Origin of the sequence: Pontibacter ummariensis, assembly GCF_900188175.1 — a bacterium.
Lineage (GTDB): Bacteria > Bacteroidota > Bacteroidia > Cytophagales > Hymenobacteraceae > Pontibacter > Pontibacter ummariensis.
On the sequence record NZ_FZOQ01000004.1, the window covers coordinates 100299 to 118873 of the forward strand.

General features: G+C 52.5%; 14 protein-coding genes. 5 read left to right on the forward strand and 9 right to left on the reverse strand.

All coding sequences use genetic code 11. The features are described from left to right. Nucleotide 1 precedes the first annotated feature (1 nt). The 8 genes from CHB92_RS05980 to CHB92_RS06015 form a co-directional block, all read right to left on the reverse strand. On the reverse strand, nucleotides 2-811 hold the full coding sequence (locus CHB92_RS05980) for a DUF4249 domain-containing protein (RefSeq protein ID WP_089318280.1): 810 nt from the start codon (nucleotides 809-811) through the stop codon (nucleotides 2-4). After that, nucleotides 811-3129, reverse strand: a complete 2319-nt coding sequence (locus CHB92_RS05985; protein ID WP_089318281.1) for a TonB-dependent receptor — start codon at nucleotides 3127-3129, stop codon at nucleotides 811-813. Before CHB92_RS05985 ends, CHB92_RS05980 begins: the two co-directional genes overlap by 1 nt. 183 nt (nucleotides 3130-3312) lie before the next feature. After that, complete coding sequence (locus CHB92_RS05990; RefSeq protein WP_089318282.1) at nucleotides 3313-4668, reverse strand: TolC family protein; 1356 nt, start codon at nucleotides 4666-4668, stop codon at nucleotides 3313-3315. 35 nt (nucleotides 4669-4703) lie between these two features. Beyond that, nucleotides 4704-6593: a M61 family metallopeptidase gene (locus CHB92_RS05995; RefSeq protein ID WP_245842331.1), complete on the reverse strand. Its 1890-nt coding sequence runs from the start codon at nucleotides 6591-6593 to the stop codon at nucleotides 4704-4706. A 250-nt stretch (nucleotides 6594-6843) separates the two neighbouring features. Further along, the gene (locus tag CHB92_RS06000; RefSeq protein WP_179222967.1) at nucleotides 6844-7587 is read right to left on the reverse strand and encodes a toast rack family protein; all 744 of its coding nucleotides are present in this window, start codon (nucleotides 7585-7587) and stop codon (nucleotides 6844-6846) included. A 102-nt stretch (nucleotides 7588-7689) separates the two neighbouring features. Continuing rightward, nucleotides 7690-10098: an ABC transporter permease gene (locus tag CHB92_RS06005; RefSeq protein ID WP_089318284.1), complete on the reverse strand. Its 2409-nt coding sequence runs from the start codon at nucleotides 10096-10098 to the stop codon at nucleotides 7690-7692. Then, nucleotides 10079-10798 (reverse strand): ABC transporter ATP-binding protein, encoded by a 720-nt coding sequence (locus CHB92_RS06010; protein ID WP_089318285.1) that lies wholly within the window; start codon nucleotides 10796-10798, stop codon nucleotides 10079-10081. Before CHB92_RS06010 ends, CHB92_RS06005 begins: the two co-directional genes overlap by 20 nt. 135 nt (nucleotides 10799-10933) lie before the next feature. Next, nucleotides 10934-12184: an efflux RND transporter periplasmic adaptor subunit gene (locus CHB92_RS06015; protein WP_089318286.1), complete on the reverse strand. Its 1251-nt coding sequence runs from the start codon at nucleotides 12182-12184 to the stop codon at nucleotides 10934-10936. A 304-nt stretch (nucleotides 12185-12488) separates the two neighbouring features. On the opposite strand from CHB92_RS06015, the gene CHB92_RS06020 reads away from it, so the two are divergent. Together CHB92_RS06020 and CHB92_RS06025 are read left to right on the forward strand one after the other, a co-directional pair. Then, on the forward strand, nucleotides 12489-13874 hold the full coding sequence (locus tag CHB92_RS06020) for a sigma-54-dependent transcriptional regulator (protein WP_089318287.1): 1386 nt from the start codon (nucleotides 12489-12491) through the stop codon (nucleotides 13872-13874). Next, nucleotides 13864-15246: a sensor histidine kinase gene (locus CHB92_RS06025; protein WP_089318288.1), complete on the forward strand. Its 1383-nt coding sequence runs from the start codon at nucleotides 13864-13866 to the stop codon at nucleotides 15244-15246. The genes CHB92_RS06020 and CHB92_RS06025 overlap by 11 nt, the downstream gene beginning before the upstream one ends. Before the next feature lie 47 nt (nucleotides 15247-15293). Here the strand turns inward: CHB92_RS06025 and trxA are convergent, their stop codons facing one another. Continuing rightward, nucleotides 15294-15602, reverse strand: a complete 309-nt coding sequence (trxA, locus tag CHB92_RS06030; RefSeq protein WP_089318289.1) for a thioredoxin — start codon at nucleotides 15600-15602, stop codon at nucleotides 15294-15296. Between the two features lie 430 nt (nucleotides 15603-16032). Here trxA and CHB92_RS06035 point away from each other — a divergent pair, with 430 nt between their 5' ends. The 3 genes from CHB92_RS06035 (at nucleotide 16033) to CHB92_RS06045 (ending at nucleotide 18427) form a co-directional block, all read left to right on the forward strand. Further along, entirely contained in the window at nucleotides 16033-16503 is a 471-nt protein-coding gene (locus CHB92_RS06035) for a CsgE family curli-type amyloid fiber assembly protein (protein WP_179222968.1), read from the forward strand. Nucleotides 16504-16527: 24 nt separating this feature from the next. Beyond that, on the forward strand, nucleotides 16528-16953 hold the full coding sequence (locus CHB92_RS06040) for a curli production assembly/transport component CsgF (protein ID WP_089318291.1): 426 nt from the start codon (nucleotides 16528-16530) through the stop codon (nucleotides 16951-16953). A gap of 166 nt (nucleotides 16954-17119) precedes the next feature. After that, nucleotides 17120-18427, forward strand: a complete 1308-nt coding sequence (locus CHB92_RS06045) for a CsgG/HfaB family protein (protein WP_245842333.1) — start codon at nucleotides 17120-17122, stop codon at nucleotides 18425-18427. Nucleotides 18428-18575: the final 148 nt, after the last annotated feature.

Genomic DNA, 18575 nt, shown 5'->3' on the forward strand with positions numbered 1-18575 from the left:
GCTATTTAATAATCACGACCTTCCGGTCGTAGGCCAGGTTAGTAAAAATACCTATGCCGCCTTCTACAGCCGACTTAATGCGGGACGGCTGAGCAAAAGGGTTACCGTTAGCATCCTTGGCATCCGACACAGAAGAGAAGAAATCATAGTACTGCTTCTCTATGTTAAAAAGTGACACGACTAACGTGTCATTCTTCCTGAAATCATAAGGAGAGCCAAACGAAATCCGTTTCCCGTCTCTAAGGTTGTCAGTGGCGAGGAGATCACGAACCGTACCAACGGCAACCCTGTTGCGGTGTACCATGTAACGGTAATAGTTTTCGGTATTGCCACTGTCCTCGAAAGAGGTACGCACAGTGGCTTCCTCCTCCTCATTAAAGCTCCACTCGATTGTATCGATGGGTACGGCAGGGAGAATCTTGGTGAAGGCCGTAATCTTACGTCCCTGCCCGTCTGTTACCTCCAGGCTGTAGATATCGCCCGGCCTGCCCTTCACTTTCTCATCTGAAGAATGCGTGTAAAAGGTAGTGGAGGTAGTGGAGAAGTAAGGCTTATATTCTAAGGCGATGCGACGGTCCTGGTAAGTAATAAAGACTTTCGCGTCCGGAACCAGGGGAGGGGCCAGTGTATCGAAGTAACCGGAACTCTCCAGCACGGTGGCACGAATGGGTTTGCCCGGCTCCAGGTAACACTCTACCACTAACTGGGAGGCGTGGCCGGGTAGGTCAACATCGATGTCTTTCTCAAGGTCGCACCCTGTAACCAGGATGAGCAGCGGAAGCAGATAGAGCAAACAGTCGTTTACTTTCATCAGAATTTGAAATTATAGGTAATGGACGGAACGACAGGGAACAGGGAAACCTGCTTTGCCTGAAAGCCCGTTATTTGTGAGCTTTCCTCGTCTTTCACGTGGTCTATATATACGAAATAAGGGTTGCGTCTATTGTATACATTGTACACGCCGAAGGTAAGGTCGGCCTCCCCGTGCCTCGACTTTAGCTTCAGCACAGCGCCCAGGTCCAGGCGGTGCGTTGGCGGCAGGCGAAAGCCGTTGCGCTCTTCGTAGATCGGAACCATGGAAGCTCCTTTTCCCTCCATATCCTGGAAGGCAAAGCGGGCCACAGGCAGAGAGTAGGCAGTACCGCTGCCGTAAACAAAGGATGCTGTAACACTTAGGCGCTTGTTCAGCTTGTGCATCAGTACTAAGCTGACATCATGGCGCCTGTCGTAACGCGTCGGGAAGGGGCGCCCTCCGTTTATCTCGTCAAACTGGCGGAAGGTCCAGGAAAGAGTGTACCCTAGCCAACCGGTGGTCTTGCCCTTTACTTTCTCCAGGTAAAGCTCATTTCCGTAGCTATTGCCTTTCCCGAAGAGGAACTCGGCTTCCAGGTTGTTGTTCAGGAAGAGATTCGCCCCATCCCGGAAGTCCAGCTGGTTATGCATCCATTTGTAGTAGGCCTCATTGGTGAGGAGGAACCTGCCCCTGGCGAAAAGCTTGGTAAAGCCCAGGGCTATCTGCTGGGAACGTTGCGGTTCCACATTCTTAGTGGATGGGTACCAGACATCGGTTGGCAGAGTGGCACCCGAGTTGGACACCAGGTGCACGTACTGCATCATGCTGGCATAGCTGCCTTTGATAGCGGTGTTCTCATCCAGGTTATACTTGGCCGAAATGCGTGGTTCCAGTCCGGTATAAGTCCTGCCGCCACTGTTAAAAGCTGACAGGCGGAGGCCATAGTTAAGGGAGAACAGGGCGTTGATCTGGTAGTCGTCAGAGGCATAGACACCAAACTCAGACGCATGGTAGTTGTTGCCTGCCGTGTAGTTTAGCCTGTCGTCATCAGAGTTTACGTTCAGGTGGCCGATTCCAAAATAGTGGCGGGTTACCGAAGAGCCGAACTTCAGGCTGTGCCCGCCTTCCAGAAACCAGTCGAAGTCTGTCTTAAAGGTGTAGTCCTCGATGTCAGACGTCAGCTTTAGGCTGTAGGCATCAATCGCATTTTTCAGGTTGTAGTTGTATTTGGTGGCGTTAACCGAGGCTGAGGCGAAGAGCTGATCACTGAACTTGTGCTCCCACCGCAGGTTCGCCATTCTGTTACCCCAATCAAAGCCGAAGTTGAAGCCATCTTCTGAAAAGCTGAAGAAATCCCGGCCATAGTAAGCACTCAGGGTAAGCTTGTTCTCATCATCCAGCTGATAGTTCAGCTTGCCACTGAGGTCATAGAAATAGTAGTCGGGGATAGGGCTATAGTCTTCATTGTCCTCGCTCAGCCGGTTTATCTGGCGCGTGAACACGTCTACATAGGTGCGGCGGCCGGACACAATAAAATTGGCCTTGTCTTTTTTGATGGGACCGTCTATTGTCAGCTTCGAGGAGATCAGGCCCAGGCTTCCGGCAGTGCCTACCCGTTCGTTATTTCCCTCATTCAAGGTCACGTCAACCACAGAGGAGAGCCGCCCTCCAAACTGCGCCGGGAAGCCTCCCTTGTACAGCTCCACGCTCTTCACAGATTCGGGGTTAAAAACGCTGAAGAACCCGAAGAGGTGGGAGGCATTGTAAATAGTGGTGCCGTCCAGTTGCATCAGGTTTTGGTCTGCCCCGCCGCCGCGCACGTACATACCCGTGGAGCCCTCGCTGCTGGCCTGTATGCCGGGCTTTAGTTGCATGGCTTTTACCAGGTCTACCTCTCCAAACAGGGCGGGTAGCAGCTTCGCTTCGCGCGTTGTCAGTACTTCCATGCTCATGCGGGTGTCATTGAGCCGCTGGCGCAGAGAGTTGGAGGCGATTTCCACTTCTTTCAGTTCATTGTTAGCAGGCTCCAGCAGAAAGACGATATTTTTGTTCTTTCCGTCGGCTGGGGTGTGCGCACGGCGCGTGATGGGGGTATAGCCGATATAGGAAGCCTGTAAGGTATGTTCGCCCGCGGGCAGGGGCAGCATATAATACCCATTAACATCAGTGACAGTGCCTTTGCCCAGGGCTGGGACGGACACTGTTGCCCCAATAAGGGGCTCTCCGCTGTCGGCAGCGCGCACATAGCCCCGTATCGAGCTGCTTTGAGCGTGTGCAGGCAACTTGAGAAACAGGAACAGCAGAAAACATAAAAACAGATGGAGATAAGGGCGCATCTGATTAAGGTTTAGCACGATGTCATAGATTTTAGGCTCTGATGTGCAAGAACATGCACTTTCTTATTTAACTGAGGATATGAAGGAATGGTTATGCCTTTTTTGTACTAATTAACTACAAAAGCAGAAGCCGCAACCATCAAGGCCGCGGCTTCTAACGTGTACAGGGTAGTAGTCAATATTTTAGCCCTGGTATAACTCCAGTATGCGTTGCTTAAAGTAAAACTCCAGTTTGCTCTGCAGAAGCTCTGTTTGGCTCTGGTTTTTGTTGTTGAGCGCCTCCATGTAGGCGTAGAAGTCGATGGTACCGGCCTCATACCGCCGCTTTGCCGATTCAAAGGCCTTTTCGGTGTACTCCAGGTTCGCCACTACGGTATTGTACTTTTCGCGGGCAGCCATCACATCCTGGTAGGCCTGGTGTACGGTCTGCCGCAGGGTGTTTTGAGCGGCGACATAATCCAGTTCGGCGTTGCGCATGTCGAGGCGGGCTGTCTGAGCCTCAAAGTGCCGGCTCAGGCCATTGAAAATAGGGATGCTCAGGCTCAGCTGTACGATCTTTTGCTGGTTCAGGTCTAACTGGTCAAAATAAGCGATCTGTTCCAGCTTCTTTGTTTCCGGGTTTTCCTCCACAATGTTACTGGAGAAGTTAGAGCCTATCATCCCTTCCAGGCTGAGGGTAGGGGAGAAATTACTCTTGGCTATCTTCAGGTTGTTTTTAGTAGCCTCCCAAGTGGCGGCAGACGCTTTCACCATCGGCGAGTACCCCAGGGCCTTCGTCAGCGTCTCTTCCAGGGAGGGGAGCTCGTCCGTGATCGCCAGTGGGGTTGTTGGTACCTCCAGCTCATAGGCCACGTTTCCTTCCACGTTCATCTCCTGTACTAGCGCCAGCAGGGCCTTGCGGTAGTTGTTCTGGTGCGTGATCAGGTTGAGCTTCTCGGTGGCCAGCTGCGACTTTAGCTCATACACATTGTCCATGGTCCGGACGCCAGCACGCTCCAGCTTTTCCATCTTGTCCAGCTGTTGCTGCAGCAGGCTTATCCGCTCTTCTGCTATCTGCACGTTTTCCCGGTCCAGTACTGCCTGTAAATAAAAGCCCGTGATGTTTGCCTCCAGGTCTATGTCCGCCTGCATTTCCTGATACTTGCTGGCCTCCGCCCGCTGTTTTGCCTGCTTTAGCTCGTACAGCTTGGACATACCGTCGAAAATAACCAGTTGGCCGGCCAGATAAGGGTTAGAGGAGGTGGTGTTGCCCCGTTTTAGCTGACCCGTGGTATTGTCGAAGGTTAAACCATTGATTCTGCTGACACTTGTATTTGCAGAGATGCTGGGCAAATAACTGAACTTGTTCTTGCGGAGGTTAATGTCTGCCTTGGTGCTGTTATAGCGTGCCTGACGCAGGGCCACATTGTTTTGTCTTGCCAGTTCCAGGCTCTGTTCCAGTGTCAGAGACTCCTGTGCCTGGGCGCTCATCGCCAAACTAAGGCATAGGGCCAGCCCACCCAGCTTTTGCAGCAGGGTTTTGGAGGTAAAATTTTTCATAGTTTTATTTTGTTAAAGTAGCGTGGTGTTTGTCGTTATGGTGCTGCCTGTGCCGACGGGTTGTTGAGCCAGGCGGCCCGCAGTTCCAACTGCTCCTGCGTGGCATTTGGGTCCACACGCAGCACATGCTGGGCGCTGCGCTCAACAGGCGTTACCTTTCCTTTCAGTTTCTTTTCCTTGAGTTTCCCTTTTTTGTTTTTACGCCCCACTGTAAAGGTGATTTTCTCCCCCGGTTCCAGTTGCTGCAACTCATCGCCAAACAGATCGCGCACATTCATGGGGGTGATCTCCGTGCCATTCAGTTCCAGCAAGAGGTCCCCTTCCCGAAAGCCTAGCTTTTTGCCAAAAGCGTCCATCTGGCTTGTTTCTGCCACTGTTATTTTGCCGCTTTCCTGGTCGAAGCCCGGTACAAAGCCGCCATAGGAGTTAATCGTTTGGGTGGCCACGGGCTCATACAGGATGCCCACTTTCCGGAAAGTCTCTTCCAGCGGCAAGGGCTCTGATCCCTCCACATAGCGGGCGAAAAATTCCCGAATCTCCGGGTAAGTCAGCTCTGCAATCTTATCGAACAACTCCTCGTCTTTAAAGGCTTTCTCCTTGCCATAGGTCTGCGCCAAGTCCTGCATCAGGTCCCGTAGTCCATAGCGGCCCTCAGACAGTTCCCGCAGCTTTACATCCAGGGCTAAGCCTATCAGCGCGCCTTTGTTGTACACGTTGCCGTACTCCTTGGCGTACTTGTCGAGTACTTGTGCGCTCATTTCTGTTAAAGGGAGCGTATCGTTATAGTAGGCTTTGGAAGTGATGATATACTCCCGCAACTTGTTTAGGAACTCATCCAGTTCGAACAGGTTCTCGTAGGCCTGCACGTGCGAGGCGAAGTACTCTGTTACCCCCTCATACAACCACAGGTGCTTCGACATTTGAGGCTCGATGAAATCGAAGTTGCCGATCTCCTCGGAGTGTATGTTCAACGGCGTTACGATGTGGAAGAACTCATGCGCCGCCACATCGCGAATCGTGCTGCTAAACTGTTTCTCTGGCATCTCCGGCAGAAAGTACACCGAAGAGTAAGAGTGCTCCAGGGCGCCAAAAGAGCCGGACTTGCCTACCTTCTCAGGCACGTAAATCAGGAAAGCATATTTATCGACGGGGAGGGTGCCGCCCAGGTAGCTGCGCTGCGCCTCCAGAATTTCCTTCACGTCTGTGGCGATGGGGGCAGAGGTTACACGGCCGGAGGGAGAGTACACGGATACGAGAACTTCTGTTCCGCCCAGGTTCAGTACTGTGGTGTCCGGCCGGTTGTACATCAGGGGCGAATCAGCCAGGTCCACGTAATTCGCTATCAGGTATTGGTCGGTGGTATCAGTTGAGGCGACTGCTTTTAAAGGGGTAGAACCGTAAAAGCCGCGAGGCTTTCTGATGTTCAACTCGTAGGGCACCTGCTTCTTGTCGTCAAAATACCCGATAAACCCGAAGGTGTTCAGGAGAAAGTTCTTATCGGCCTCTATGTTCGTCCCTCCTGGCTCAAAGATCGGGTCGCCCGGCTTCGAGCTGTCGAAGGTGTCGTCTACCCAGTAAGTGATCCTGTCAAGTTGGTTGGCCTTGCTGATCTTCCAGCGGTTTGTGTCCAGCTGCTCTACCGTAAGCTCCTGTCCGTTCTTGCCATAAGCCTTAAAGTCACTTACAAACCTGCCAAAATCAGAGATAGAGTAAGTGCCCGGTACGATCTTGGGCATGTTGTACACAATCGTTTCCTGGTCTATTGGCGGGGCCTGCACGGTTACCTGCACCTTGTCGTCCTGCACGTTCGCCAGGTCCAGGGTAACGCCGTACTTGTCGGTTACCTGTGTTTGAGGGCCGTTGGCAAAGGCTGCCATGCTAAGGCTAAGGCAGAGGGCCAGTATGCTTCCTGTTTTCTTTAACATGTATCTCGTTTTATGTCCTTTCTAAAGATACTTCAATTAAGATAGAAAGGGTGACGCTTTTAGACGAAAGCCTGTTTTTTGTAGATAACCCCGTATAGGGGCTTATCCTGCGACTGTAGGATGCAATTTAGCGGCGCTTGGTTGCCTGGCTCTAAAAAGATCAGCCTTCGTCCTGTAAGAGGCAAGGTACTCCGGCGGAGGACGTGCCTGCGCCGCCGGAGCTCACCTTACAAACAACTGTCTTTTGCTTCTATTCTGTCACGTTAATGCTGCCCAGCGCCCCTGTAACGTTCAGGGTGATGGTATGCCTGGCTTTGCCCAGGGCATCGTTTTTATAGTAGCTGCCCGCATCCTTCAGGCCGGCCAGGTCTTGGCTCCCGAGGCCACTTGTTTTTAGCCGTACGCCTGTATGCTGCGGAAGCTTCAGGTTTATTTCGCCAATGCCGCCGGCAATGTCCACTGTCAGGTCATGGTCCCAGTCGCCGCGCAGGTCCAGGTTCAGTTCCCCTACACCAGCTTTTATGTCTGCCTGTCGTAGCTGGCTCTTGCTGAGGTTAATGTCTAAGGCCACCGCGCCTGCCTGCACATCCAGTTGCCGCACCTGGCTGTTGCTCAGGTCTAAACTCGACTCTCCTGCTCCCATCTCCAGGTAAAGGGCAGTGGGAATGTTCTTGCTGAGGTTCAGCGTCCACTTGTTATCGTTGTTGTCCTCTCCATCCGTTATATCCTTTTGAGTGAGCCGGAGGTCTGCCACGCCGTTGTTTTTATTCAGGTGCAGGCTTGGCTTCCAACTGGGCTGCCCGTACTGCACCTGGGTGTCCAAGAAGTTGCTGCCCGTTGCCTTTACCTGCAAAACACCTGCGGGCACTTCTATGCGCACTGTTCCTTTGTTAATTCCGGTGGCAGGAATGTTCTGTTTAAAGGTATGCCTTTGCTGGGCGAGCAGCACATGAGCCGTTAGCAGGAGGTAAAGGAGTAGCGATGTCTTTTTCATTGTTGTTGTGTTCATGGTTGAGCCATTTTTTTGTGCGCAGGTTCTGTGAGCCCGCTGCATGTTGTACTTGTTTTTCTCTTAGCCCCGCCTCGCTTTTTCTTACTAGGTTCTGAGTGCCTTAACGGGGTCCAGCAGGGCAGCCTTTACGGCTTGCAGGCTTACTGTTAACAAGGCGATAGCAAGGGCTGCAAAGCCAGCTATGGCAAAGATCCACCAGCTTAGGTCCACCCGGTAGGCAAAGTCCTGCAGCCATTGGCGCATACCGTACCAGGCAATCGGGCTTGCCAGTGCAATGGCAAGCAGTACCAGCAGGGCAAAGTCTTTGGAGAGCAGCAGCACAATGTCAGAGACGGAACTGCCCAAAACTTTGCGGATGCCGATCTCTTTCGTGCGTTGCTCGGCGGTAAAAGAGGCCAGGCCAAACAGACCCAGGCAGGCGATCAGGATGGTGAGGCCGGCAAAGTAGCCGAACACGGTCAGCATCTTCTCTTCTGCACGGTACTGTTTGTCAAAGAACTCATCCATAAAGAAGTACTCCATCGGGTGTTCCGGATCGAATGTGCGCCACTGCTCCTGTATAAACTGGATGGTGGCCGCCTGGTCTTCCGGGGCGAGCCGCGCCAACAGGTAACCGGCCGACTGAGGAACTAAAAAGATAGCAAGCGGTTGCACCTCGCTATGGAGCGAGGTAATGTGGAAGTCTTTTACCACGCCTATTACCCTGGCGCTGTTGTCTGCTATTTCCTCGTTGCCGGTGATAACCTTTTTTCCAAGCGGGTCGGCCCAGCCAAGCCATTTAGCCGCTGCTTCGTTTATAATAATGCCGCTCCTCTCGTCGGTTTTAATGTTCGGGGAGAAGTTACGGCCAGCCTGCATCTGGATGCCCAGCACGGGGATGAAATCATGATCCACGGCAATCGCGTCCATGGTTTTTTCCACCATTTCCCCGTCCTGTTCCATCAGCATCAGCGTGCGGCTCAGGCCTTCGGCGGGTATGCTCAAGGTATTCGAGGTTTGCAACACCTTTGGGTGCTGCTCCAGCTTTTGTTTGATCAGGGGCAGGTGCTGTACCAGGGTAGAGTCTCCGCTAGGGATGTCAATCACCATCACCTGCTCCTTTTTGAAGCCCAAATCAGAATTCTTCAGGAAGTGCATTTGCATGAACACTACGATCGTGCCGATGATCATGATAAGGGAGATGCTGAACTGCAGCACGACCAGCGCTCTGCGCAGCGTGGCGCTGCCACCTTTGGGGTGCTTGTCTGATTTCAGCACGTCGGCTGGTTTAAAGCCTGAGAGGAAGAAGGCCGGATAACTGCCTGCCACTATGCCCACGAAAAGCACGATGGCCAGCACTACAGACAGGAACTCCCAATGCATGAAAAAGTCGGACGTGAAGTTCTTATCGGTAAGCGTGTTAAAGTTCGGTATAAAAATCTGCACCAATGCCAGCGCCAACAGCACAGCTATCAGCGTTAGCAGCACAGACTCGCCTATAAACTGCCAGATGATCTGGCTACGATCAGCCCCTACCACTTTGCGCAGTCCTACTTCCTTGGCTCGTTTGGCAGAGCGTGCCGTAGCCAGGTTCATGTAATTGATGCAGGCAATAAGCAGCAGGAACACTGCTACTGCCCCGAAAATGTATACATAAGAGATGTTACCTTTCGGGCTGAGACCGTCCCCGCCGTAGCGTGTATCAAAATGGATGCTTTTCAGGGGCTGCGCGATGTACTTGACGTGTGCGCTCAAGCGGTTCTCTTTGATCCATGGGTTTACGTGAGCCTCCGTGAGTACGTCCAGTTGCTTCTGAAAGTCCGGGATGTGTTGCGGGTCCGGTAGCAGGGCATAGGTATAGCGGTTTAGGTTAAACCACTGATTGTTCCGGACGTCTTCTGGCGTTTGAGAATCAACGGTAAGGCGCGAAAGTAGCCCCGAGGCCGCAATATGGGAGTGTCCCTGGTCACGGTAGACCCCGGTCACGGTATAAGAATCCTTGCTGAAGCGCAGTACTTGCCCCATGGCCTGTGCGGCGCCTCCGAAGTACTTTTGGGCCAGCTCTTCTGTTAGCACAATAGCGTTGGGGGTGCTCAGAGCCGTAGCCGGGTTGCCGGCTACAAACGCATAGTCAAACACCCTGAAAAAGGCACTGTCAGCAAAAAGCAGCTTATCTTCTGTAAAGCTTTGGTCTTGGTACCATACCGTCTGCTTGCCAGCCTGAAAGAACTGGGTTACGCTTTCAACACCGGAGAACTCGCGCACGGCATCATACAAAGGGGGAGGGGTAACAGAAAAGGCATCCTGATGTCCTTCAAAAATCACCTCGCCGGCAACACGCACGATCCGGTCAGCCTTGCTAAAGTGGTTCTCATAGCTCAACTCATCCTTTACATACAGAAAGATCAGGATGCAGGAGGCTACCCCAATGGCAAGCCCTACGATGTTGATCGTGGAATACACCTTGTTCCGCAAAAGATTGCGGAAGGCGATTTTAAAGTAGTTCCGCAGCATGGCGCTTCACGTTCAGGTTCTCTGTCACGATCTGACCGTCGAACAGGTTCACGATACGGTGCGCGTATTCAGCATCAGAAGGGGAGTGTGTTACCATCACAACGGTCGTGCCGCTTTCATTCAGCTCTGCCAGCATGGCCATCACCTCACGGCCGTGCACTGAGTCGAGGTTACCGGTCGGTTCGTCGGCCAGGATCAGGGCGGGGTTAGACACCGTGGCACGGGCAATGGCCACGCGCTGCTGCTGACCACCGGACAGCTGCTGTGGGAAGTGGTTGCGACGGTGGGCAATGCCCATACGCTCCATGGCCTCCTGCACTCTTTTGTTTGTCTCTGCCTTGGACACACCCAGGTAAGCCAGCGGAAGGGCGATGTTCTCTTCCACGGTCAGTTCGTCGATCAGGTTAAAGCTCTGGAACACGAAGCCCAGGTTATGCTTGCGCAGCTTGGCACGCTGGCGCTCTGTGGCATTGCTGATGTCCTGTCCCAGGAATTTAAAAACCCCGGAAGAAGGGCTGTCCAGCATGCCCAGGATGTTCAATAGCGTAGACTTACCGCAGCCGGAAGGACCCATGATGGCCACAAACTCACCTCTTTTGATGCTTAAGTCAACACCTGCCAGGGCGGTAGTCTCCACTGTATCGGTGATGTATTTCTTTTGCAGGTTCTGTGTTTCGATTACTAGTTCTTCCTTGTTCATGATCCGTGTCTTTAGAGGTTGTCTTTTTTGAATAGTTCTATTTTGTACTTAAGGCAGTTTATTTATTCGCAGGCTGAGAGATGTGGCGATGTGCATGTTATAAGCCTGACTATCAACCCCCACCTCGTCTGTCATCTATTTAAGTTCAAGCCTGTCGATGTCCCCATAGCTGTCATATGAGGAGAGGACTACTTTGTCGCCTGGCTGCAGGCCGTCCACCACTTCGTAGTAGTTCGGGTTCTGGCGGCCGAGTTTGATGCTGCGCTTTGTCGCGTACTCACCGGATTTGTCTACCACAAACACCCAGCTACCGCCTGTGCTCTGGTAAAAGCCCCCCCGTGGCAAGAGTACCGCCTGTGCCCCATCGTTCAGGTTTAGTTTGATCTGCAGTGTCTGACCGCGGCGAACTCCTTCCGGGGCTCCTTCCACAAACTCCATGTCTACCTGGAAGGTGTTGTTCTGCACTTCCGGGAACACTTTTGTGATGCTCACTTTGTAAGTTTTCCCGTTGAAGTCGAAAGAACCGTGCAGGCCAGGATACACGCGGGAAATGTAGTGCTCGTCGATGTTGGCCTTTACCTTGTAGCCGTTCAGGTCATCAATCTGGCCGATGTTCTCACCCGGTGCCTTCGATTCACCCACCTCAGCCTTCAGGGTAGAGAGCTGTCCAGTAAAAGGGGCGACCACATACAGGTTGTTCAGGGTGTTGCGTGCCATGTTGATGTTGGCCTGCATTCTGCCGATAGACTCATCCAGCTGGATCAGGCGGTCGTTCATCAGTTTGGCGTCCTGCTTCACGGAGCGCTCTGCCAGGCTCTTGCGCTTGTTCAGGTACTCAAACTCGTCCTTAGAGGCTTCGTACTCTTCTTGCGGGATTACCTTCTCGGCTATCAGCATTTTGTTGCGCTCGTACTTCCGCTTTGCCAGAGCCAGGTTGTATTCTATCTCTGCCAGGTCGTTTTCTTTGCGGATCAGGTCCTGTTTCATGGTGATCTCCGAGTTCTGGCGCTCGTTCATCAGGTCATAGAGCTGTGTCTCGCGTGTCATAAAGTCGATCTGCAGGGTGGTGTTCGAAAGCTTCAGGATCGTGTCCCCTTTCTCTACCATCCGACCGTCGTCCGTATAAATCTTCTCTACCCGGCCGCCTTCTGTAATATCGAGGTAAAATGTCTTCAGGGGCTCCACTGTGCCGTCAATGGCGATGAACTCCTGAAACATGCCCTCCTGCACGTTGCCCAGCGTCACGCGCTCGCTGTCCACGTTCAGTTTGGAGGTATGCTCGGCAAAAAGCAGGTTGTAGATAAGCAGTACCAAAAGAGCGGCGGCTCCGGCAATGATAGCTACTTTCTTCGGCGTGTTTTTCTTCTTTTCAATTACTCGGTCCATTTTCTTGCGTGTCGTAGTGGCGATCTTTTTTCACAGTTTCTGTAATCAGTTTGCCAATAAGTATGCCATTAATGATAAGTGATTGTTTTATAGGTATTTATAAAGGTTCGTTCATTTATGGAAGGGCCAGAGTGTACGGAACCGGACACTTTAGTGTCTGCTAGCGAACAGTGTCCGCCTTTAACAAGATTAGGTACACAGGGCCAGTTGGTGCCCTAACCGGTGCTTCCGGAACAGAAATACTATTTTGCTCAAAAAAAACGTACTTTTATCTACAAATCTACTGATCACGTGCCACTGAAAAATGAGTAAAGCTCCTTGTAAAATATTGATCGTTGACGACGAAGAGGACATTTTGCTAGCCGGAAGGCTGCTGCTCAAGCAGCATTTTGCGACTGTCTTAACCTCATCGGACCCGTACCGGATACCGGCCCTGCTGGCGGAGCATGCCTTTGATGTGGTGCTGCTGGACATGAATTTCAGTACAGGCGCCACCTCCAGCAAAGAGGGCTTACACTGGCTGAAGCAGATATTACAACTGTCCACAGGCACACGTGTTATCCTCATGACGGCCTATGGCGATATAGAACTGGCCGTACGGGCACTGAAAGAAGGGGCGACAGACTTTGTGCTGAAGCCATGGCAAAATGAAAAGCTGGTGGCTATCCTTAAAACCGCCTGCCAGAAGAAAGGGGAAGAGGTGTCCGGCAATGGCGGGGCCGCTGCGCAAAACAACAGGACAGCCTTCCATTATGATGGCTTTATCGGGGTATCAGCGGCCATGCAGCGGGTGTATCAGACCATAGACAAAGTGGCCGGGACTGATGCCAACGTATTGATTTTAGGGGAGAATGGCACTGGCAAGGAAGTGGCTGCCCGTGCCTTACACCAGCGGTCGAAGCGGAACGGGAAAGCTTTTGAGAAAGTGGACCTGGGAGCGGTAAGCGAGACGCTTTTTGAGAGCGAGTTGTTTGGCCACGCCAGGGGAGCCTTCACCGATGCCAAGGAGGACAGGGCCGGGCGCTTTGAGGCAGCGTCGGGCGGGACTCTCTTCCTGGATGAGATCGGCAATCTTTCGCTGGGCCTGCAGGCAAAACTGCTGACAGCCCTGCAAAGCCGGCAGATCATTCGCCTGGGAACGAACAAGCCCCGCCCCATTGATATTCGCCTGATCTGTGCCACTAACATGCCTTTATATGAGATGGTACGGGAGGGTACCTTCCGGCAAGACTTGCTTTACCGCATCAATACCGTGGAGATACACCTGCCCCCGCTGCGCGAGCGGCGGGAGGACGTGAAACTGCTGGCAGAGCACTTCCTGAACGTGTATAGCCAAAAGTACGAGCGGCCGGCCCTCCAGATAGGCCAGAATACCTTGCGCCGGCTAAGCACATACCACTGGCCAGGCAACATCCGGGAACTGGACCACGCCATAGAGCGAGCCGTGATTCTTTGCGATGGCAACGAGTTGCAGGCAGACGACTTTTACTTTGCCCCAGGGGAGCCCGGGGCAGAGCAGAAGCAGGCGCCGCTCAACATGGAAGAGAATGATTATACCCTGGAGGCCTTGGAGAAACTGATGGTGCAGAAAGCCCTGGTGAAGCACGCCGGCAATATTACGCATGCGGCCAAGGAACTAGGCATTACCCGCACCGCCCTGTACCGAAGAATAGAGAAGCATGGTCTTTAATGGTTTCAGGCTGAACCTGCTCCTACGCCTTCTGCTGTTGGTTGTCGGGATCTTTGTGTTTTTGCTGGTTATCTACCGCACCGATTGGTACATCGCCGCTTTCTGCCTCTTGCTGTTGGTGTTGGCGCAGGTCTATGGTCTCATCCATTTCGTAGAACGCACCAACCGGGACATCACCAGCTTTTTGGAGGCGATTCGCCACTCTGATTTTACCCAGCGCTTTGCCACCGAGGGTGCTAACAGCTCCTACCATGCCCTGTATCAGAGCTTTAATGCAGTATCTGATGCCTTTCGGGAAATAAAGGCGGAGAAGGAAGTGCATTACCGATACTTACTGGCCATTGTGGAGCAGGTAGGCGTTGGTCTTCTTAGTTTCGATGAGAAAGGAGAGGTGCAGCTGATAAACCAGGTCGCAAAGGAGCTCTTGCATGTGCCGTACCTGGGGCATATCCAGGCACTGGAAAACCGTAGCCCGGACCTGCTCCGGGCACTGCGGGATACAGGCCATGGCGAGAAGTCCCTGGTAGCGCTGCAGGCTGGGCAGGAGCAGCAGTTCCTGACCCTGCATGCGACGGAACTGGCGATGCAGGGCAAGAAGGTACGGATCGTGACACTGGTGAATATACAGCAGGAGTTGGAGGAGCAGGAGCTGCAGACGTGGCAAAAGGTGATCCGGGTACTGACCCATGAGATCATGAACTCCATCACTCCGGTAATCTCCCTGACCTCGACAGTAGCTAATTTGCTGGAGCAGGAAGTGATTTTAAAGCAGGCGGCAGGTGCCCCTATCGATGAAGAAACCCTGGAGGACATGCAGGCAGGGCTGCAGACCATCGAGAAGCGCAGTGCGGGTATGCTTCATTTTGTGCAGAACTATCGCCGCCTTATGCGCCTGCCGGGCTCAGAGCTACGCCCGGTAAAGGTGCGTGACCTGCTCCGCAATGTACATACCCTGCTGCAGGCAGAGGCAGAAGCCCTGCGGGTAGCTTTAAGGGTTTACCTGCCGGAGGGGGAAATGGAAGTGCTGGCAGATGCCGAGCAGTTGGAGCAGGTGCTGATAAACTTAGTTAAAAATGGAGTGGAAGCCTGCCAGGGAGTAGCGCAACCACGTGTGGAAGTTACGGCTCACGCGGCGGAGCAGGAGAAAGGGAAAGTGCGTATAGATGTAAGAGATAACGGACCGGGTATTGAGGAAGAGGTGCAGGACAAGATGTTTATTCCCTTCTACACAAATAAAAAGCAAGGTTCCGGTATTGGGCTTAGCCTTTCTAAACAGATCATGCGGCAACATGAAGGGAACATCTGGGTGAATACCCAACCGGGCGGCCCTACTGTGTTCAGTCTGCAGCTGAAGGCAGCCCCCAACGACTGATCTCCCCACTCAGAAAGCGATCAGCCTTTCTGTTGTTCAATGCCCGGTTAATGCACGTACTGCTGTATAACCTGCGACAACTGGTGTGCCGGTACAGCCCCTGCCTGCCGCCATACCTGCTGCCCTTGATGGAAAAGAATAAAGGTGGGTACCCCCTGTACCCGGTACTGTGCCGCCGCCGCCTGGTTATTGTCAACGTTTATCTTGATCACCTTTAACTTCCCGTTATACTGGCTTGCGACCTGCTGCACGATAGGGTTCATGGTTTTACAGGGGCCGCACCAGTCGGCATAAAAGTCCACCAACACGGGCATGCCCGGACTGTTTATCAGTTCCTGAAATGATTTCTTTGCCATAGTAAATGTATCGTTTAAGATACCTACGGCAGTTCTTAGCCCTTGTTTACATAGAGCTTCTCTACAGATCGCTTGCATAAAAGCTGCAAGTGGCTCCGTTTGCAGTGGCTTTACTGCCTGACCATATTTCTTAAGCTAAAGAGAGGGGTGCCCATATAGCCTGAGAGGAGGCTCGGGCAGGTCTTTTCCTCGTAAGGCCTGATTTCTATGTTGGATAGATATGTTGGGTAGAGAAGTGTTGGTGAATTGGTATTATACGTGGGTTTATTTGGCTAAATAAGAGGGATTATTTACTTTGTCCAGTAACCTTTTGAACTAAATACAGTATAAGGCATATATAATGTTGCTTGTATATTCATCACAGCGCGAGTTCGTACCAATGGTAAGAAGTTTACTTTGCTTGATCTTGTTATATGTAGGGGGGCTTGGGATGGCGAACAAAGCGCTTGCCCAAGAGCAGGGCAGGGTTCAAAAGCTAGTGCCGCAGGACACGACCGAGCGTAAGCGGACAGAGCTGCCCGAGTCGTACGAGCAGCGGAGCCCCTATGAGCAGCATATAAAGCGCTCTGCCGATCTAGAGATCGACGGCCTGATCGTTGATGAGACCATCACCAAGATAGGGCGTGACTTCTATGAGGTGTTTAACCGTCAGTGGGAGGCACCGCCCATGGCCAGCAACTATACGATACTAATAGAGGAGATGCCGGCACGGGGAAACACTTCCATCGTTAGCCTGTCAGTGAACGATGAAAAGCTCTTTGAGCAGGCCATGCAACCCCGATATGACATAATAGAGGAGATTGCCTCCTACATGGTGGGGGCGGTTTATGAGTACCTGGTAAAGGATGAATTGAACAAGCAACTGGAGGCCGAAGGCCGCAAAGCCCGGGAGGTCTACTAAAAAATAAATCTACGTTTTCACCCTATGAAAAAACTGCTTTACTCACTCACGTTGTTTTTGTTTGCCTCATTTGCAGCAAACAGCGTACAGGCGCAAGACATCGTGTACACGCCCAAGAACCCAGCCTTCGGCGGCAATCCCTATAACTACTCCTGGATGCTAAGCTCGGCGCAGGCGCAAGACAAGTTGAAGGACCCGAACGAGCAGACATCCAGCCTGTTGAACCGGGATCCGCTGACCGACTTTAAGGAGAACCTGAACCGGCAGATTCTTAACCAGCTCTCCCGGCAGCTGGTTACCGCCCAGTTTGGGGAGGACGGCCTGGAACCAGGGAGCTACACCATCGGTAATTACCAAATCGACGTAACAGAGGGAGGTGCCGGCATCAACATCGTGATTGTAGATACTGGAACTGGTAATCAAACCACCGTTACCATCCCATACTACTAATAAGCCACCCCTCCGTTCTGAAGCTTACCTTTCCCGCCAAACCCTTTTACAACGCGCATATCACCCTTATTTTATGCAGCACAAGTTATTTAAAGGCCCTAAGGCCTTGTTCCTCTTAGCCCTTGTATGCCTTTTTCCTTCCTGTGTCCCGTACTTCAACCAGCCCATGCAACCTTCCAGGGCTATGTTGGGGGCACCGGCGCCGAACAGCGATGACTTGCTTGACCTGCCGGCTCCACAGCAAAAGATCGTGGCGGCCGTGTATAAGTTCCGCGACCAGACCGGCCAGTACAAGCCCTCGGAATTAGGAGCCAACTGGTCTACGGCTGTTACGCAAGGCGCCACTTCTATCCTGATTAACGCCCTGGCAGAATCAGAGTGGTTCATCCCAATCGAGCGAGAGAATCTGGGCAACCTGCTGAACGAGCGCAAAATCATCCGCTCCACCCGGGCTGAGGCAGAGGCGATCACCGGGAAGAGAGAACCCAACCTGCCGGGCCTCTTATTTGCTGGCGTTGTGCTGGAAGGCGGTATTATTTCCTATGACGCCAATGTGATTACCGGTGGTGCCGGCCTGCGTTATTTCGGGGCTGGCGGCTCCGGACAGTACCGCGAGGATAAAGTAACCGTATACCTGCGGGCTATATCCACCAGTACGGGGGAGGTGCTGAAATCTGTCTACACCACGAAAACGATCCTGTCACAGGCCGTGGATTTTGGGGTGTTCCGTTACGTGAACTTCAAACGCCTGCTGGAAGTAGAAACCGGCTTTACCTACAACGAGCCCACCGAGATTGCGGTGAAAGAAGCGATCAACAAGGCCGTGCAGAGCCTGGTGATAGAGGGAATTAAGGAGGGCTACTGGAAACTGCAAAACGCAGACGACATTAACTCTCCTATTATCCGGGAATACGAACAGGAGAAGCAGGACATCGCTAACGCGGACATCCACGGGAACCTGTTGGAGGACAGACGCAGCCTGGTAGGCATCAGTGCCGCTGCCGGAGCGATGCTCTACCGGGGAGACTATGCTGACCCAGAGATTAGGTCTGTGGCAGATGTGGGGCTAAAGATAAGTTCCCGCAATGGCCTCGGGCTAGACTTAAAATTGGGACGCGGTGTACTGGCGACGAGCGAGATCTTTGATGTCACGATTAATTACGCGGAGATAAACCTGAACTATAACCTGTTCCCTAAAATGAGGTATACGCCTTATGTACAACTCGGGGGTGGTGCCTTGGTGATGGGATCCGGAGTAAGCGAGATTTTTGAAGACTTTGGTGACCGGGGGCTTAACCCTTACTTAAAGGCCGGGGTAGGGCTCGAGTACCTGCTAACCCGCAACATTGGCCTAGACCTAAGCGCCGCAAGTTCTTACATGCTCGACGATGGTCTGGACGAAGTCGCCCAGGGCCGCTTTAACGACTACTACTGGACAGCTAAACTGGGAATAAATTACTATTTCGGTCTATAGAAGCAAAAGCAAATACATGCAAAAAAGGGAGCCAGGCACGTGCGCCTGGCTCCCTTTTTTGCATCTACCTGGCAGCCTGCTCCAGTTGATGTTGTAACTTGCTTATTATCTCATGGATAAGGGTGATGCAGCTTTACTTTTATTCTTT

Bases quoted from the DNA above. Each gene is read 5' to 3' on its own strand.
- CHB92_RS05995 (WP_245842331.1), bottom strand. From the start codon at position 6,593: ATGTTAAAGAAAACAGGAAGCATACTGGCCCTCTGCCTTAGCCTTAGC.
- trxA (WP_089318289.1), bottom strand. From the start codon at position 15,602: ATGGCAAAGAAATCATTTCAGGAACTGATAAACAGTCCGGGCATGCCC.
- CHB92_RS06025 (WP_089318288.1), top strand. From the start codon at position 13,864: ATGGTCTTTAATGGTTTCAGGCTGAACCTGCTCCTACGCCTTCTGCTG.
- CHB92_RS05990 (WP_089318282.1), bottom strand. From the start codon at position 4,668: ATGAAAAATTTTACCTCCAAAACCCTGCTGCAAAAGCTGGGTGGGCTG.
- CHB92_RS06020 (WP_089318287.1), top strand. From the start codon at position 12,489: ATGAGTAAAGCTCCTTGTAAAATATTGATCGTTGACGACGAAGAGGAC.
- CHB92_RS06035 (WP_179222968.1), top strand. From the start codon at position 16,033: ATGGCGAACAAAGCGCTTGCCCAAGAGCAGGGCAGGGTTCAAAAGCTA.
- CHB92_RS05980 (WP_089318280.1), bottom strand. From the start codon at position 811: ATGAAAGTAAACGACTGTTTGCTCTATCTGCTTCCGCTGCTCATCCTG.
- CHB92_RS05985 (WP_089318281.1), bottom strand. From the start codon at position 3,129: ATGCGCCCTTATCTCCATCTGTTTTTATGTTTTCTGCTGTTCCTGTTT.
- CHB92_RS06005 (WP_089318284.1), bottom strand. From the start codon at position 10,098: ATGCTGCGGAACTACTTTAAAATCGCCTTCCGCAATCTTTTGCGGAAC.
- CHB92_RS06045 (WP_245842333.1), top strand. From the start codon at position 17,120: ATGCAACCTTCCAGGGCTATGTTGGGGGCACCGGCGCCGAACAGCGAT.
- CHB92_RS06015 (WP_089318286.1), bottom strand. From the start codon at position 12,184: ATGGACCGAGTAATTGAAAAGAAGAAAAACACGCCGAAGAAAGTAGCT.
- CHB92_RS06010 (WP_089318285.1), bottom strand. From the start codon at position 10,798: ATGAACAAGGAAGAACTAGTAATCGAAACACAGAACCTGCAAAAGAAA.
- CHB92_RS06040 (WP_089318291.1), top strand. From the start codon at position 16,528: ATGAAAAAACTGCTTTACTCACTCACGTTGTTTTTGTTTGCCTCATTT.
- CHB92_RS06000 (WP_179222967.1), bottom strand. From the start codon at position 7,587: ATGAAAAAGACATCGCTACTCCTTTACCTCCTGCTAACGGCTCATGTG.